We start from the raw sequence: 15,549 nt of genomic DNA, 5'->3' as shown, positions 1-15,549 counted from the left end.
CTTTCGAGGGGCCTGAAATGTAATGTAAACCCATTCTACAACTCAGGCGGTTTTCACCTCCCACAAGCTGGTTGTTCCCCGAACAACCAATTGAACCGGCACCCGCATCCCGTGCGGCATACCGCCAGCCAGTGATTCTTTGAGCAACCGAACGGCTGCCCCAGCAATCTGTTTGATGTCCTGTCGAATAGTGGTAATCGCTTCGCCAATCTCGGGCAAGTCGTCGAAGCCCACCAGCGAAACATCCTGGGGAATCCGCAGGCCCACATCTTCCAGAGCCGCCGCAGCGCCTACGGCCATCTCGTCCGAGGCAGCAAACAAACCCGTAAAGCGCAGCCCCCGCTCCCAAGCCTTGCGCACCACCCGGTAGGCCATAAGGGTAGAGAAATCCCCATCCAGCACAAGGTGTGGCTGAAAAGGCACTCGATAAGCTTCCAGCGCCTTGCGGTACCCCAATAAGCGCTCGCGCCCCACTTGGTGTTGAGGCGTTCCGGTCAGGTGGGCAATCTCGCGGTGGCCGAGCTCGAGCAGGTGCCGGGTGGCCGCATAAGCTCCGCCTTCATCGTCCGGCGCAACCCAGTAAGCCCCGGGATATACCCCGATCAAGACATGGGGGATTTTGGCGTTTTGGAGAGCTTCCAGGCGCGGGTCGTGATCGTGGGCTCCTAACAGGATATAGCCACGTGCGGGAGTCAGGGGCAAACCAGCAGCATCGGTGGGTGTCTCCTCCAATCGCATGCCCTCCCGCCAAAGAGCCTCGGTCAGGTGCTCAAACAACAAGACAAAATAGGGAATGTAACGCCGCACTTCCGGGGCCAGCAAAATCCCCACCGTATCGCTGCGCCCGGTCAATTCGCGGGCGGCCTGCATGGGCACATACCCCAACCGTTCCATCACCGCAATTACCCGTTCACGGGTTTGGGGATGTACCCCCGCACGCTGGTTCAAAACCCGGCTCACGGTTCCAGTGGAAACCCCGGCTAAGCGGGCCACATCTCCAATAGTAGGCATACGGCGGTTGTCCATAGGACACTCTGTAAGCGATTACAGTATTTTTGTAAGCAAAGTTTACCGACCTTTCGGAGAGCTGTCAACCCCTAGAACATTTGAACTGAATGATGATTAATTGAGAAGAGGCTGTTTTCTTCCCGGGGAATTGTCGAGGACATTTCGTAATCGTTTACAAATTACTATCAACTCGCTGCCATACCAACTGTCACTGCACTACTCATTTGTACAGCCCCACACCTCGATATACTGCTAAGATGAGCCTCAGCATGAAAGGATTGATTCTCGCTGCCGGGCGCGGCACTAGGCTTCGTCCCCTCACCCATACCCGGCCCAAACCGGTCATTCGGTTGGGCGGAAAACCCATCATTTACTACGCGGTCGAAAACCTCTTTGAAGCAGGCATTACCGAAGTGGGCGTGGTGGTCTCGCCTGATACCCAGGAAGATATCCGGCAAGCCCTGAAGGATTTTCCCGGGGTTCAGATTACCTATATCGTGCAGGAGCAAGCTCTGGGTATCGCCCATGCGGTCGGCACCGCCAAGGAATGGTTGGGCCAGAGCCCTTTCGTGCTCTACCTCGGCGATAACCTTTTTCAACAAGGGATCAAGCCTTTTGTAGACGCCTTCAAGCCCGGCATAGGCGCGGTGATTGCCCTGGTGCGCGTACCCGACCCCAGGCAGTTTGGGGTAGCGGTGTTGGATCAGGGACGAATCGTCAAACTGCTGGAAAAGCCCAAAGACCCGCCTTCCGATCTAGCGGTGGCGGGGGTGTATGTCTTCAGTCCAACCATCATGGAGATTATTGCCAACCTCAAGCCCAGCGCCCGGGGCGAGTATGAGATCACCGACGCTATCCAGGCCATGATGGATCAGGGCCATACTGTGTTGGGACAAGAAATTGCGGGCTGGTGGAAAGATACCGGACGCCCCGCCGACCTGCTGGATGCCAACCGGCTCTTGCTGGTGGAACAAAAAAGCCCCACCCCGGTGATTGAAGGGCACGTGCACGACAGCCAGATTACGGGCCGGGTGGTGATTGAGAAGGGGGCCGTGGTCAAAAACAGTACCGTACTGGGCCCGGTACACATCGCCCAGAACGCCATGATTGAAGGAGCCTACATTGGCCCCTTCACCTCGGTAGGGCCCAACGCCAGCGTGCGCATGGCCGAGGTAGAGTTCTCCATTCTGGAAGATGGGGCGGTAGTAGAGGATGTGCCCCTGCGACTCCATGAGTGCATTTTGGGGGTTGGGGCCAAAGTAACCAAGCGCAACAGCCTGCCCAAAGCCCACAAGCTGGTACTGGGCGATTTGAGCAGCCTCGAGCTGGGTTAGTATCCAACACCCGATAGCCTGCCTAGTGCTCCGGTAACTTAATTCCTGGGTTGGATTTGGCTCCCTTAATATTTGGGAGTTGCTCTGAGCGCTTCATTTTGGACACTTCACTGCATATCAATCCTTAACCTATCAAACCACTAGGGGCAGTTTTCAAATAAACCGCCCAGCCGGTGGCTTAGAATATTGCTACTGCGTGGCCTCATGGCCTCGGAAGCAGGAACCCTTGGCTTTCTATCCTTTACTCTTTGCATAATCCTTTTACACTGCCAGGGTATACTCCGAACTGGAGGTAGATTATGTGGCCGTTTGGAAAGTCATTGTCTGCTCGAGTTCAGGATGCTATTAACCAGTGGCCCCCACTCCAGGGGCTGGGCCTCAACATCCAGGAACAAGGGGGGAATGTTCGGATTAGCGGTGCGGTTCCCCGCCAACCCCACCTGTCGCTCTTGCAAGCCACGGTAGAGGGCGTCAAGGGGGTCAAGTCAGTGGATCTGAGCGGGGTGATCGTGGCCCAGCAAGAGGTCTCCGATGCCGCCATCGCCGCCGAAGAGGAGGCCATCCGCAAGGCCACCGAGGCCAGCAAGCTGGCCAAAAAGGTGCTGGCTACCCTAGAAGCCAATGGTGAACTCAAAGACGACCCCATCGCCGTGCTGCAAAAGGGCACTGGGGTGGTGCTGCAAGGCGCGGTTGACAGCCAGCACGAGTTCAATCTGGCCGTACAGCTCGCCAAACAGGCCGGGGCCACCGAGGTAGAGGCCAGCGGGCTGAAAGTGGTGGAGGGGGCCAAGGCCAAATTCGCCGCCGAGCAGGGCGGAGTCAACATTCCCGACGAATGGTACACGGTACAGGCTGGAGATACCCTCTCGGGCATTGCACTGAAGTTCTACGGCGATGCCTCCCGCGAAAGTTACATGAAGATCGCCAAAGCCAACAACATTGCCAACCCCGACCTGATTCGGGTGGGGCAAAAACTACAAATTCCCCGATAAAACTACCCAAGCAAAAAAGCCCCCATCCGGGGGTTTTTGTTTGCCAGCAGCGTAGCCTACTGGCCTTCTCGGTACCGCCTGAGGTTCTCCATGTCTTCTTGTACCAGATCGTCCCGCCAGGCCAGCGACTCCAGGTGGTGGCGCAGTTCGTGCAGCAGGGTTTCCCAAATTTCACCTTCCCAGTCGAAGTTGGGGTCTTCGGCGGCCAACGCCGCAAAAGAGCCGTAAAACAGGGCGATATGCCGCCCAATCCCTGCATAGCCTCCCAGCACCGAGGGGTAGCCGGGGTCGTGGTACTCCCCCAAGCGCAGCAGTTCGGGTTCGTCGGGGTCGGGCTTGAGGTGTTCAAAAACATGAACACCCTGCAAACCCTGCTTGTACTCGAGCGGAATTTCCTCCCACAAGCGGTCGGCCAGTTCTACAAACGCCTCGTAGGTCATCGGGCCCAGTGTGGCACAGATAGGTGAAGACAACCGTGAGGGCGGGATAGGCTTGGACGCATGAGCGGTCTCGAGCAAGCCGGGCTGGCGATCATGGCCCTGAGTCTGGCGGAAATTGCCCTGTGGAGCTACCTGCGTGGACGAGGCTCGCTGTCTATGCAGATGTACTCCCTCCTGATGATTGCTGCGGTAGCGACCGGCGTAATGGGCGCTTTTCTGTATAGCTGGGCGTGAAGCGCAGAACACATCGGCCAGAAAAAGGATGTTGAGGGAATCGCCATTTAGTGGTAGGCTGACCACGGTTAGGCTGACCACGGTTATGACCGGGAGGTGGTTTTTTAGGTAAGCCCGCGGGAGACGCAATACTCTCTCGTGGGCGGCCTGTGTGCCGCCCCTCGTTTTTAGACGCGTCGGGATTTTTTGGAGGCCCAATGGACGTTAAGAGAGCACTGGACGAAATCGGCAAGGCCCCCACCTTGGAGCGCCTGCAGAGCCTCAAGGTGCAGTATCTGGGCAAAAATGGCCTGGTCACCCAGGAGATGAAAACCCTGGGCCAGCTATCGCCGGAGGAGCGCAAGGAAAAAGGCCGGGTCTTGAACGAGTGGAAACAGGCCCTGGAAAGTGCCCTGGAGGCCCGCGAAACCCAGCTCAAAGAACAAGCCCTGCAAGCGCGGCTCGAGCAAGAGGCCCTGGACGTCTCGCTCCCCGGTTATGCTTTTCCTTCCGGGGGCCTGCACATCACCAGCCTGATCATCAACGAACTGCTGGGCATCTTCCGGCGCATGGGCTACAGCGTGGTGCAAGGCCCCGAAGTCGAGAGTGAGTTCTTCAACTTCGATGCCATCAACATGCCTGAGTGGCACCCTGCCCGCGATATGCAGGATACCTTCTGGGCCAGCCTGGGCGATCCCTCCCAGGCCTCACCAGCAGGCAGTGAGAGGAAAGGTTTTACCATTCAGGGCCCTTTGGGCGAGGATGTCAACCACCTGGGGCAGGCGGTACTGCGCACCCACACCTCTGGGATGCAGATTCGCTACATGATCGAGCACACCCCGCCCTTCAAAATCGTGGTTCCGGGGCGGGTGTTCCGCTACGAGCAAACCGACGCCTCCCACGAAGCCATGTTCCACCAGCTCGAGGGGCTGGTGGTGGGGCCCGACATCACCATGGCCGACCTCAAAGGGGCCATCACCGAGCTGGCCCGTGGGCTCTTTGGCAAGGAGGGGAAGGCCCGTTTTCAGCCCACCTACTTCCCCTTTGTGGAGCCCGGCGCGCAGTTTGCTATGTGGTGGCCCGAGCGGCAGAAGTGGCTCGAGCTCGGCGGCAGCGGCATGGTACACCCCTATCTGTTCAAGGCCGTGGACGACTACCGCGAAAAGCAGGGCCTCCCCAGGGCCTACCAGGGCATGACCGGCTGGGCCTTCGGGATGGGGGTCGAGCGGCTGGCCTTGCTGCGCTATGGCATCCCGGATATTCGCTACTTCTATCAGAACCGGCTTTCGTTCCTGAAGCAGTTCAAGCAGTAGTTCCTACCAGAGGTACCGATGAAAATCGTCTACAGTTGGCTCAAGGAATTCCTGCCCGAGGCCCCCAGCAGCGCGCGCTTGGAGGAGTTGCTGGCCGGGCTGGGCATCGAAACCGAGTTCATTCAACCGCTGGTCGTCCCCCACCCCAAAATTGTGTTCGCCAGGGTTCTGCGTGTGGAAAACCTCGAGGGCCGGGAGGTGCGCAAGCTCACCCTGGACATCGGACAGGAGGTACAGGTGGTCTCCGGCGCGCCCAACGCCCGTGCGGGTGTGGGGATGGCCCTGGCCCTGCCGGGCGCGGTACTGCCCGATGGAACCGAGCTGGGGTTGCGCAGGATCGCGGGGGTGGAGTCATTTGGCATGGCCCTTTCACCCAAGGAGCTGGCGGTGGGTGAGTACGCCGGCGGCCTGATGGAGTTTACACCCGACGCGCTGCCCCCCGGCACCCCCCTGGCCGAGGCCTGGGGCCCGGACGAGGTTATCGCAATTGAGATCACGCCCAACCGCCCGGACTGGCTCTCGGTGTACGGCGTGGCGCGGGACCTGGCCGCCCTCGGCATGACCCTGATCCACCCCAACCCCCGGCCCAGAACCACCCCCATCACCCTGCCTTTCCAGGTCTGGCTCGAGGACACCCAGGGCTGCGACCGCTTCACCCTGTCCTATGCGCGAGGAATCCGGGTGGGGCCCAGCCCTCTGGCGGTTCAACGCCGCCTGTACGCCGCGGGTATGCGCCCCATCTCCAACGTGGTGGATGCCACCAACTACACCATGCTGGAACTCGGCAATCCCATGCACGCCTACGATGCCCGCTACATCCGCGAAGGGCTGGTGGTGCGCCGGGCCAGGGCAGGTGAAAAGTTGGTCACGCTGGACGGGCAGGAACGCACGCTGGACGAACGCGACCTACTGATTACCGTCAAAGACGACAGTGTGACCCGCCCTGCGGGGCTGGCCGGGGTGATGGGTGGGGCCGACGACGAGATTCAGGAGAGCACCACCGAAGTGGCCCTGGAAGTGGCCCACTTCGACCCCGTAATGGTACGCCGCACCGCCAAACGCCAGGGCCTCAAAACCGAGGCTTCCTACCGCTTCGAGCGCGGGGTAGACCCAGACGGGCAGATCCGGGCCGCCGACCGCTGCCTGGAATTGCTGCAAGCCTGGATCGGAGCCGGGGTCGAGGTCGCCCAGGAGCGCATTGACCACAACCACACCCCGCCGGTCAAGCCCATCCTGTTCCGCCCGGCCTACACCTCCCGCCTAGTGGGCATGTCCTACGACCAGGCCCAGCAGCTCGAGGTTCTGTGCCGCCTGGGGTGCGCTGTGCAGCCGGCCTCCCAGGCCGAGGCCTTCGAGGTGACGCCCCCCAGCTACCGGGTAGACCTGGCCCTCGAGGAAGACCTCGTCGAGGAGGTAGCCCGCATCGTAGGCTACGACCAAATCCCCATCACCCTGCCCAGCTTCTTCCCCCATCCCGACAACCTCGGTGTGGACGAACCCTACGAAGCCCAGGAACGGCTCAAGCAGGTCATGGCGGGGCTGGGCTTCCAGGAGGTAATCAACTACGCCTGGTCTTCGCCAGAAGAGTGCGCCCAGATGCGCGCGCCCGCGCCCCCGGTGTTCATGCAGAACCCGCAGACCCCAGACCGCACCGCCCTACGCACCGCGCTCTATCCCAGCCTGCTCAAAAACCTGCAAACGGCCTTTGCCCAGGGAGAGCAGGGGCCCTTCCTGCTTTTTGAGGTGGGCAACGTCTTCAAAGAGACCGAGACCACCCACCTTGCGGCCTTGCTCTGCGGCGACCCGGTTCCGGGCCTCTGGCAAAAAGGCCTGGGGGGAGGCTTCTTTGCCCTCAAGGGTCTCCTGGAAACAGCCGCCCGCAACCTGGGCAGCAAGGTGACGGTCGAACCGGAACCCCAGCCCTACCTGCACCCCGGCATCAGCGGGGCCGTCTACTGGAACGACCAGAAGGCTGGCTACATCGGTGCCTTGCACCCGGCCATTGCGGCGGCCCTCGAGCTTCCCGGCAGCATCGGGGCCGCGGCCCGTCCCGAGGGGAACCAGCCCCAGATTTTTTTATTCGAGCTGGCCCTTCCGCTCAGCAAAGGCCCCGACATTTTCTCCGATATCGCCAAATATCCAGCTTCTATGCGCGATCTGGCAGTGGTGGTGCCGGAGCGCACCTCCTATGCCCAGCTCGAGCGGCTCATCCGCGCCCACGCTGGCGAACGGTTGGTGGGTTTGGAAATCTTCGATGTGTACCGGGGGAAGCCGCTCTTGGAAGGTGAGAAAAGCCTGGCCTTCCACCTGACCTTCCGCCACCCCGAGCGCACCCTGACCGACCTCGAGACCGACGGCTTCATGCAAAACATCATCGCTGCCCTCGAGAGCACCGGTTACAGTATTCGCAAATGAGTTCATAACGGGCCATCCCGCCCTCGTCCGGGTTGAAATAGCCTGCCTCCCAGGTCGTGGGCGGTTATACTTCGGGTTGATGCTAAGCTGGCTTGATCTAATAGCCTTGTTTGTTTTTTCGGCAGCCCTGGCACTGGGTATACGCCAAGGTGCCCCCTTCACCCTGGCTGTGGTGCCAGCCCTGGTGCTGTACGTTTTGCTGGCCCCTGTGGTAGCTCCTTTGGTTCCTAATTACCTTCTACCTCTGCTGGCCCTGGCCCTGGGCCTGGCCATGGCCTATGCTACCCAGTTCGTCCCGCTCACCCACCTAACCTCCACTGCCGAGGGGGTGATAGGAGGTATCGGAGGGTTGGTGTGGGGGCTGTTTCTAGCCTGTACCATCTGGGTTAGCTTACCCAGCGAGTTTGTGGCTTCTACTGGAGCCATGCGCTATCCTTCCGAGCAGATGCCCACTGGCGTCAAAGACGGCATCGTAAGCAGTCCCTTCGCCCGTCCCTTGTTCGACTGGGTTTCTGGCAACCCGGTTCTCAAAGCGGCTTTGCTGCCACAAGTTCCCCATTAGCCCTAGCGTGGTCTACTTTCTGCCAAAATCTGCCGGGTTTTCTCCCCAGCTATCGGTCTGCCATTTGAGAATCGGGTTGGGGTAGGTATGGGAACGTAGCCAGGTCTCGGCTTGGACAATGCGCTCAAACAACTCGGCATTTTGGCCACTTGGAATCAGGTTGGTGCGGGCTTTTTTGGCTTTCACCCAGGAAATCGCATTCACCGAGTCAGAATAGATCGGCCAGGTGTGGCCCTTCTCTTTACAAAGCGTCAGGGCCTCAACAATCGCCAAAAATTCCCCCACATTGTTGGTTCCCTGGACAAATGGCCCCTGGTGGAAGATTTCCTCACCGGTAGTGGTATCTACACAGCGGTATTCCAACAGCCCCGGATTGCCACTACAGGCCGCGTCCACACAGTAGCTGGGCGTAATCGGTGGGGGCGCTTGCAAAAGTCGGTTTTGCGTAGCTTTCTTGCCTAGGTGGTCTTGGTATCTTCCTGCAAAAGCCCGCTTGGCTTCGTCCAGGCTTTCGATAGCCTTGTACTCTGCACCCACAAACCCCTTAACCTGCGCTTCGGCTTCGGGCCAGGAGGAGAATATACCGGTTTGTCGGCCTTTCCAGACCACGTAATGCTTGCTTTTACTCCTCGTCGCTCGAGCCATGCCCCAGGAGTCTACCCTAAACCCCGCTCAAACCGCGTGCTTGAGCCGGTCGAAGTACTGCTTACGGAACTTCGCCACCTTGGGACCCACCACCACCGCGCAGTAGGGCTGGTAGGGGTTGCGCCTGTAGTATTCCTGGTGGTAGTCCTCGGCAGGGTAAAACCGCTCGAACGGCATCAACTCGGTCACGATGGGGTTTTCCCACACCCTGGCCTCGGTCAAAGCCTGCATGACCTCCTCGGCCACGGCCTGCTGCTCCGGGGAGTGATAGAAAATCACCGAGCGGTACTGCGGCCCCACATCATTGCCCTGGCGGTTGGGCGTGGTGGGGTCGTGGATGGTGAAGAAGACCTCGAGCACCTCCCGGTACGAGATGACGCTGGGGTCGAAGGTAATCTGCACCACCTCGGCGTGACCGGTCTGCTTGCTACACACCTGCTCGTAGGTGGGATTGGGCACATGCCCCCCCGAATACCCCGAAACCACATCCACCACACCTTTTAGCTCGTCGAAGACGGCTTCAAGGCACCAAAAACACCCACCGCCCAGGGTCGCGACTTCCAGGTTTTGGCTCATACTTTGCTATTTTGGCGGAACTTTAGAGGTGTGATGTAAGACAAATAACGGTCATAAAGCCAGCACCCTGGCAAGTTCGTACTTCTTACGGTTGATGTCCTTGCGCTTCTCGATGGCTTCCTTGAAGGGGGTGAGGCGAATTTCGTCGTTAACTTCGCCAATCGCAACCCCGCTGGCCCCGCTTAGAAGGGCTTCCACGCAAGCGGCTCCCAGGCGGCTGGCCAGCACCCGGTCTTTGGCGGTGGGGCTGCCGCCGCGCTGGATGTGGCCCAGAATGGTTACTTTACCTTCGATACCCGAGCATTGCTGCACATCGTTTGCCAGAGCCACCGCACCACCCTCGTACCCACCTTCTGCCACCACCACAATCGAGGACTTCTTCCCTTTCGCCGCCGAGCCCCCGATCACTTCTGCGCAGCCCTGGGCGCTGATGGGGTCTTCGGGCAGCACGATCACCTCAGCCCCACCGGCAATGCCCACTTCCAGCGCAATAAAACCCGCATGGCGGCCCATCACCTCGATAAAGAAGACCCTCGAGTGGCTGGCCGCGGTATCGCGGATACGGTCAATGGCATCCAGGGCGGTGTTCACCGCCGTATCGAAGCCAATGGTGTAATCGGTACCGTAGAGGTCGTTGTCAATGGTGCCGGGCGCGCCCACCACCGGAATGTGGTGTTCGGCCAGCAGCTTCGCCGCGCCAGCGTAAGTGCCATTGCCCCCAATGGCGATGACACCGTCTATGCCGGCCCTCTTCAGATTCTCAGCCGCTATGGCCCGGCCTTCTGGGGTCATAAACTCTTTGCTGCGGGCGGTGAGCAGGATGGTACCCCCCCGCTGCAAGGTATTGGCCACGTCGCGGGGCCCCATCGGCACAAAGTCGCCCTCGATCATGCCCTGGTAGCCACCCCGGATGCCGATCACTTCTAGGCTGTGGGCCACACTGGTTCGCACCACAGCTCGAATGGCCGCGTTCATGCCGGGTGCGTCGCCTCCACTGGTAAAAACCGCAATTCGCTTCATCGAAACTAAACTCCACAAGAGAAACCTGCCCTGCACAGACCCAAGGGCCGAAAGCCAAAAACTGCCTGTTAGTTTACTCAGAAAGGGGGTGTTTGTGTCATCCGGATACAGCCAATCGCGCTCTTTTAGGGATGGTTGTCACCAAAGACCTCCTGCTTTCGAGGCCACGCGGAAGCGGTTTCCAACGTCACCAGCCGCACGGTTTGCTTGAAAACCACCCTACAGGCACGGCTCCGGGATAGAAGATGTTGTCTTCGCCGAAGGAACTGAGGGGTGACCAGCATTCCGTACAAGAGGCTAGAATCAAGCTACCGAGAGGCGAGGCTTCGCCATTACAACGTGCGCTCTACTTCGACGCATCTGGCTTATGGGCTAGTTCATACGCTTGGTTGCGGGGAATCCCCGCCTCGGTCAAGGCTTTGACCAGCTCTTTGCCTTTTAGCCCCTGCCCCTGGAACTGCGTTAGCAGTTCTTCTACCCTTGGCCCTCGACCCTCGGCGCTGGGTTCCTTGGGCCCCAACACCAGCACAAACTCTCCCCTGGGTTCTGTGAAATATTCCAGCGCATCGCCTAGGTGGCCGCGCCAGATTTCTTCGTGGAGTTTGGAGAGTTCACGTGCGATGGCTACAGGGTGTTCGGGGCCATAGACTTTGATGAGGTCTTTGAGGGTATCGTGCAAACGGTGGGGGGCTTCGTAGAGCACCACTGTGCGGCCTATTAGAACTTGTTTCAGCCGCTCTTTGCGCTCGGAACTTTTCTGGGGCAAGAACCCCTCGAAAGCAAAGCGAGCGGTGAGCAAACCCGAGGCCACCAGGGCGGGAACCAGGGCCGTCGCACCGGGCAGTACTTCCACCTGCCAGCCCTCCTCGAGGGCCAGCGCCACCAGCTCGGCGCCGGGGTCGGAGATGCCTGGAGTACCCGCATCGGTCACGTAGGCCACCCGTTCGTAGCCGTCCAGGAGCCGCCTGGCGTTGCGCACGGTGTGCTGGTCAAGGCGTACCATGGGTTTGGAAATGCCAAAGTGCTTGAGCAAGATGCCCGTGCGGCGGGTGTCCTCGCAGGCGACCACCTCGGCTTCTTTCAGCATCCGGAGGGCCCGCAGGGTGATGTCCTCGAGGTTGCCGATGGGGGTGGGAACCAGAACCAGCTTCACCCCCGTAGTGTAAGGCGGGGGTGCCGGGCAATGAGCAATGGGCGATGAGCAGTGAGCGAAACAGGAGGAAAGAGGAAGGGGAGGGGCCCGTGCTGCTTGCGTCTGCGGCCTCGAGCATTCCACGAGTCTACTCGCAAAAAGATCCCCGCGCGAGCGGGAGCCTGGACGGGCTCGAGGTTCACTCCGCAATCCATGCGCCGTCGTAGGCATCTCTCAGGATGTCGTATTTGCTAGGCAGGTTGCAGTTGCGGGAGTTGATCAGCAGGGCCACCTAGACGTTGTTGGGAAAGTCCATGATGGCCCCGGTCATGCCGCGGGTGCAGGAATTGGCGTCCCACAGGTCGTCGCCGTGGGTCAGGTAGTCGCCGTGATCGCCGACCTTGACCTTCCAGCCCAGCCGCTCGTCGTCCACCTGCTGCCGGGTGGCCGCCGAGAGCACGTTCCCGTAGCGCAGGTGGGCCAGAAAGGCCGCCAGCTCCCTGGCCCACATATTCCAGCCCCCGCCGCCACAAATCAGCGTCCAGTCGCTGGGGTTCCAGCCCGAGGTGTCCTCTCCGAACTGGTAGAACAGGGTCTGGGCGGAGCCGGCGGGTTTGCAACCGGCGTCGAAGATGCCCATCGGCTTCAGGACGTGTTCACTCACGTACTCCACGTACATCTCGGCGAGCTTTTCGGTGTAGCTGTCGGGGTCGAGCAGCTTGAAGCTTCCCTTCCACAGGTAGGGGATGATCATGCGGAACAGGGCGAAGTTGGCGTTCTGGTAGATGTAGGTCTTGTTGGCGGGTTGCACGCCCTCGGCGATGTAGCCGCGCAGCGACTCGTAGTCGTAGGGGCCGTTCTGGTTGTCGTTGGTGCTCCAAGGATGCGCCATGCCCAGTGAACGACCGATGAACGGCCTACAGCCCCGCGATCACCTCTCGAGCGGCCCGCTGCCCGGAACGAATCGCCCCCTCCACATACCCTGTCCAGACCGTGGCGGTCTCGGTTCCGGCCCAGTGGATGCGGCCCACCGGCTCGCGCAGGGCCTCACCGTAGCGGGTCATGACCTGGGGCGGCATGTAGCCCTCGTAGCAACCCCGGCTCCAGGGGTCGGTGGTCCAGTCGTAGTCGGCATAATCCAGCGGGCGGGCGGCCTCTGGACCAAAGAAGCGCACCATGCAGTTCAAAAACTCAGCGCGGCGCGCTTCCGGTACTCGGGCACTCCACACTTTGGCCGCCGCACCATCTATAAAGCCCACTAAAATGCCCACCCTGCCGTCCGGTGGGCTCACATCAAACACCGGACTCACCACCGCACTATCGCTAATAGCTTCTCCAGAAAGGCCTTTTTCTCGCCAGAAAGGTTTGGAATAAGCAGCAAAGCACTTGATCACCGAACCCATCGGCATCGAAAGCTGGAGCCTCTGGCGTTTTTCTGGCAGCGCTGGGCTAAAGGCAATCTCTGCAGCCAACAACGGGGGAACGCTCACAATCACCCGCCGGGCCTGCCAGCGTCTTTCATCGGCGCAGACCGTGACCAAATCGGGTTCCTGCACAATGGACTCGACTGGAGCACAGAGAACCAGGTTGGCGCCCAGCGACTCGCCGAGTTTCTGAGCCAAGCCGTGCATGCCCCCTTCCATCCGGTCTTGTTGAGCACCGTTTCTGACCTCGGCCAACCCCTCCAAAGAACCCGCGGCCCGAATGTAGGAGAGAAAATACAAGAGCGAAACTTCCTGCGGCTCGGCACACAAGATGGCCCGGGTAGCGATGTCAAACACCCGCCGGGTAGCCTCGGATGAGACCCGGTCTTGCCAATCAGCTACGGTCAGGGCATCCCAAGCTGCGGCCTCTGGGGCTTGCCAAGGGGCCTCTGGTGGCAGCTTCCGGGCCATCTTGTTGAGGTTGGAAATCGCTGTTCCGGCCTGCCATGCAGCCTGCAGACCAATGGGTGGAACCAGACCTCGGTAGGTTTTGCGCTGCCCCCCAATCTCCAGCACCCGCCGTCCAGTGGCATGCTGCGGAATCATGCCCACCCCAAACGCTGCGGCCAAAGCGTCCAGCGCAGTCTGGGTAGGGCCCCGCCAGGTGCCGCCGAAATCCACGCTCAGTCCAGCCACCTGCCCGGCCCTGACCCGGCCCCCCACCCGGTCGCGGGCCTCGAGCACCACCACCTGGTAACCCCGACCCAGTAGCTCCCTGGCCGCCGTCATTCCGGCAAACCCAGCGCCAACTACCACCACATCGGTCATGGCCTTAGGGTAGAAGGTCGGGCCACCCCGTGCGTGAGAAGCTAGGGCGGTTCACGCGAATACCCTAGTGCTTGCACCAGTACAGCGGTTTTTGCTGTACTAGGTAAATTACGCCGCACGCGGTGCGGAGTAACTGTGGGAAACGCGATCGGCAGTCTCGAGGCTAAAGCCAACCCAACCGATACAAAAACCATCTCACATAGGGTTTTTTACTCGAGGTATAGAATGGGCGAGATGTTTTCCAAACCCATTCGGCTTCCCTTCCGCCTCTTGGGCATTCCGGTCTCACTCGACCTGAGTTTTTTGATTGTGCTGCCCCTTCTGGCCTTTCTTATTGGCAGCCAGCTTCCGGTCTACCTGCGGCTGCTGCAAATCAGCGCACCGCCCGAATTGTTGCAAGGCCCTACCCCCTACCTGTTGGGGCTGCTGGCCGCCCTGGGCCTTTTTCTGAGTGTACTAATCCACGAGTTAGGCCACGCCCTCACGGCACGGGCCTATGGGGTGCAGACCCGCGAGATTACCCTCTGGCTCCTGGGTGGGGTGGCCCAGCTCGAGCAGATCCCCCGCACCCGCGGGGCCGAAGCGGTCATTGCCATTGCCGGCCCCATCGTAAGCGTACTGCTTTCAGGGTTGTTCGGTCTGCTGCGCGGGCTGGTACCCACGGAGGCCGCCGAAGGACAGTTTCTGCTGGGCTACCTGAGCTTCATCAACCTGAGCCTGGCCCTGTTCAACCTGCTACCGGCCCTGCCGCTCGACGGCGGGCGCATCCTGCGCAGCCTGCTGGCCCTTTACAGACCCTACCTCGAGGCCACCCGTACCGCCGTCGCAGTGAGCAAAGTGATGGCCTTTGCCCTGGGCTTGCTGGGCCTGTTCATCGGCAACCTCTTTATGGTCCTGATCGCCTTTTTCGTCTTTATGGCGGCCAGCGCCGAAGGCGAACAGGCCGTGCTCAACCGCACCCTCGAGGGCCTCTGGGCGCGCGACCTGATGACCCGCGAGATTTCAAGCGTGCCCCCCAGCCTGAGTGTGGCCGAGCTGCTGGAAAAGATGATGCTCGAGCGGCACGTGGGCTACCCGGTGGTGGAGGAGGGGCGGCTCCTGGGCCTGATCAGCCTGGAAGACCTGCACGGCGCCTCGCCCCAGACCCGCGTGCTCGAGCGGATGCGCCCCCCCTTGCAGGTAAACCAAGACACCGAAGCCCTCGCCGCCCTGCAACGCATGGCCGAACAGGGATTCTCGAGGCTCCTCATCACCGACGCCAGCGGCAATCTGGTGGGCATCTTGAGCAAAACCGATCTGCTGAGGGCCCTGCAACTACGCACTGCACAGATGAACTTGTCCGAGCGCCCAAGCCCCCGCGCCTAGTAGGGCTTGACAGCTTTGGGGGTAGTCGGTACACTTCTCGTTGCGCTGCCGCTAGGTGGCCGAGAATCTTGACAAAGAAAGATCAGCAGAAAACACGATTCACACGTCGTTTCTCGGACGTTTTAAACGAGAATCAAGACCTTTGATACAGGTCTACTCAAATCCTCGCCTTATGGCGAGCATTTATGGAGAGTTTGATCCTGGCTCAGGGTGAACGCTGGCGGTATGCCTAAGACATGCAAGTCGCACGGACTGTTTTTGCAGTTAGTGGCGGACGGGTGA

Annotated in this window: 15 protein-coding genes and 1 rRNA gene; 8 read left to right on the top strand and 8 right to left on the bottom strand. The window is 60.4% G+C overall.

The annotated features are described in order from the left end of the window. Positions 1 to 42: 42 nt before the first annotated feature. Complete coding sequence (locus WKI89_RS15365) at positions 43 to 1,026, bottom strand: LacI family DNA-binding transcriptional regulator (RefSeq protein ID WP_337871091.1); 984 nt, start codon at positions 1,024 to 1,026, stop codon at positions 43 to 45. A 251-nt stretch (positions 1,027 to 1,277) separates the two neighbouring features. Here WKI89_RS15365 and WKI89_RS15360 point away from each other — a divergent pair, with 251 nt between their 5' ends. Continuing rightward, positions 1,278 to 2,342 (top strand): glucose-1-phosphate thymidylyltransferase, encoded by a 1,065-nt coding sequence (locus tag WKI89_RS15360; RefSeq protein ID WP_337871111.1) that lies wholly within the window; start codon positions 1,278 to 1,280, stop codon positions 2,340 to 2,342. 299 nt (positions 2,343 to 2,641) lie between these two features. Continuing rightward, a complete protein-coding gene (locus tag WKI89_RS15355) occupies positions 2,642 to 3,334 on the top strand; it encodes a LysM peptidoglycan-binding domain-containing protein (protein ID WP_337871090.1) in 693 nt (230 codons plus the stop codon). Positions 3,335 to 3,390: 56 nt separating this feature from the next. Here WKI89_RS15355 and WKI89_RS15350 read toward each other — a convergent pair whose 3' ends face one another. Beyond that, positions 3,391 to 3,774: a metallopeptidase family protein gene (locus WKI89_RS15350; protein ID WP_337871089.1), complete on the bottom strand. Its 384-nt coding sequence runs from the start codon at positions 3,772 to 3,774 to the stop codon at positions 3,391 to 3,393. A 60-nt stretch (positions 3,775 to 3,834) separates the two neighbouring features. Between WKI89_RS15350 and WKI89_RS15345 the strand changes: the two genes are divergently transcribed. The 4 genes from WKI89_RS15345 to WKI89_RS15330 all read left to right on the top strand — a co-directional run bounded on the left by WKI89_RS15345 (position 3,835) and on the right by WKI89_RS15330 (position 8,277). Further along, complete coding sequence (locus WKI89_RS15345) at positions 3,835 to 4,008, top strand: hypothetical protein (RefSeq protein ID WP_337871088.1); 174 nt, start codon at positions 3,835 to 3,837, stop codon at positions 4,006 to 4,008. A gap of 197 nt (positions 4,009 to 4,205) precedes the next feature. Continuing rightward, on the top strand, positions 4,206 to 5,300 hold the full coding sequence (gene pheS, locus WKI89_RS15340) for a phenylalanine--tRNA ligase subunit alpha (protein WP_337871087.1): 1,095 nt from the start codon (positions 4,206 to 4,208) through the stop codon (positions 5,298 to 5,300). Between the two features lie 18 nt (positions 5,301 to 5,318). After that, complete coding sequence (gene pheT, locus WKI89_RS15335) at positions 5,319 to 7,715, top strand: phenylalanine--tRNA ligase subunit beta (RefSeq protein WP_337871085.1); 2,397 nt, start codon at positions 5,319 to 5,321, stop codon at positions 7,713 to 7,715. Between the two features lie 79 nt (positions 7,716 to 7,794). Next, entirely contained in the window at positions 7,795 to 8,277 is a 483-nt protein-coding gene (locus WKI89_RS15330; protein ID WP_337871084.1) for a hypothetical protein, read from the top strand. Between the two features lie 12 nt (positions 8,278 to 8,289). On the opposite strand, the gene WKI89_RS15325 is transcribed toward WKI89_RS15330, so the two are convergent. The 6 genes from WKI89_RS15325 to WKI89_RS15300 form a co-directional block, all read right to left on the bottom strand. Beyond that, the gene (locus WKI89_RS15325) at positions 8,290 to 8,922 is read right to left on the bottom strand and encodes a viroplasmin family protein (RefSeq protein ID WP_337871082.1); all 633 of its coding nucleotides are present in this window, start codon (positions 8,920 to 8,922) and stop codon (positions 8,290 to 8,292) included. A gap of 27 nt (positions 8,923 to 8,949) precedes the next feature. Continuing rightward, entirely contained in the window at positions 8,950 to 9,498 is a 549-nt protein-coding gene (msrA, locus tag WKI89_RS15320) for a peptide-methionine (S)-S-oxide reductase MsrA (RefSeq protein WP_337871080.1), read from the bottom strand. Positions 9,499 to 9,549: 51 nt separating this feature from the next. Then, positions 9,550 to 10,518: a 6-phosphofructokinase gene (pfkA, locus tag WKI89_RS15315; RefSeq protein ID WP_337871078.1), complete on the bottom strand. Its 969-nt coding sequence runs from the start codon at positions 10,516 to 10,518 to the stop codon at positions 9,550 to 9,552. Positions 10,519 to 10,864: 346 nt separating this feature from the next. Then, complete coding sequence (gene rsmI, locus WKI89_RS15310; protein ID WP_337871076.1) at positions 10,865 to 11,671, bottom strand: 16S rRNA (cytidine(1402)-2'-O)-methyltransferase; 807 nt, start codon at positions 11,669 to 11,671, stop codon at positions 10,865 to 10,867. 271 nt (positions 11,672 to 11,942) lie between these two features. Continuing rightward, entirely contained in the window at positions 11,943 to 12,542 is a 600-nt protein-coding gene (locus WKI89_RS15305; RefSeq protein ID WP_337871074.1) for a serine hydrolase domain-containing protein, read from the bottom strand. 25 nt (positions 12,543 to 12,567) lie between these two features. Next, the gene (locus WKI89_RS15300; RefSeq protein WP_337871072.1) at positions 12,568 to 13,902 is read right to left on the bottom strand and encodes a flavin monoamine oxidase family protein; all 1,335 of its coding nucleotides are present in this window, start codon (positions 13,900 to 13,902) and stop codon (positions 12,568 to 12,570) included. A 234-nt stretch (positions 13,903 to 14,136) separates the two neighbouring features. Here WKI89_RS15300 and WKI89_RS15295 point away from each other — a divergent pair, with 234 nt between their 5' ends. Both WKI89_RS15295 and WKI89_RS15290 read left to right on the top strand, forming a co-directional pair. After that, positions 14,137 to 15,267, top strand: a complete 1,131-nt coding sequence (locus WKI89_RS15295; RefSeq protein ID WP_337871071.1) for a site-2 protease family protein — start codon at positions 14,137 to 14,139, stop codon at positions 15,265 to 15,267. Between the two features lie 182 nt (positions 15,268 to 15,449). Next, positions 15,450 to 15,549, top strand: a 16S ribosomal RNA gene (locus WKI89_RS15290); the annotation flags it as partial.

This window comes from Meiothermus sp., from assembly GCF_037443965.1.
Classification (GTDB): domain Bacteria; phylum Deinococcota; class Deinococci; order Deinococcales; family Thermaceae; genus Meiothermus.
This window is presented reverse-complemented; position numbering and strand designations above follow the sequence as displayed.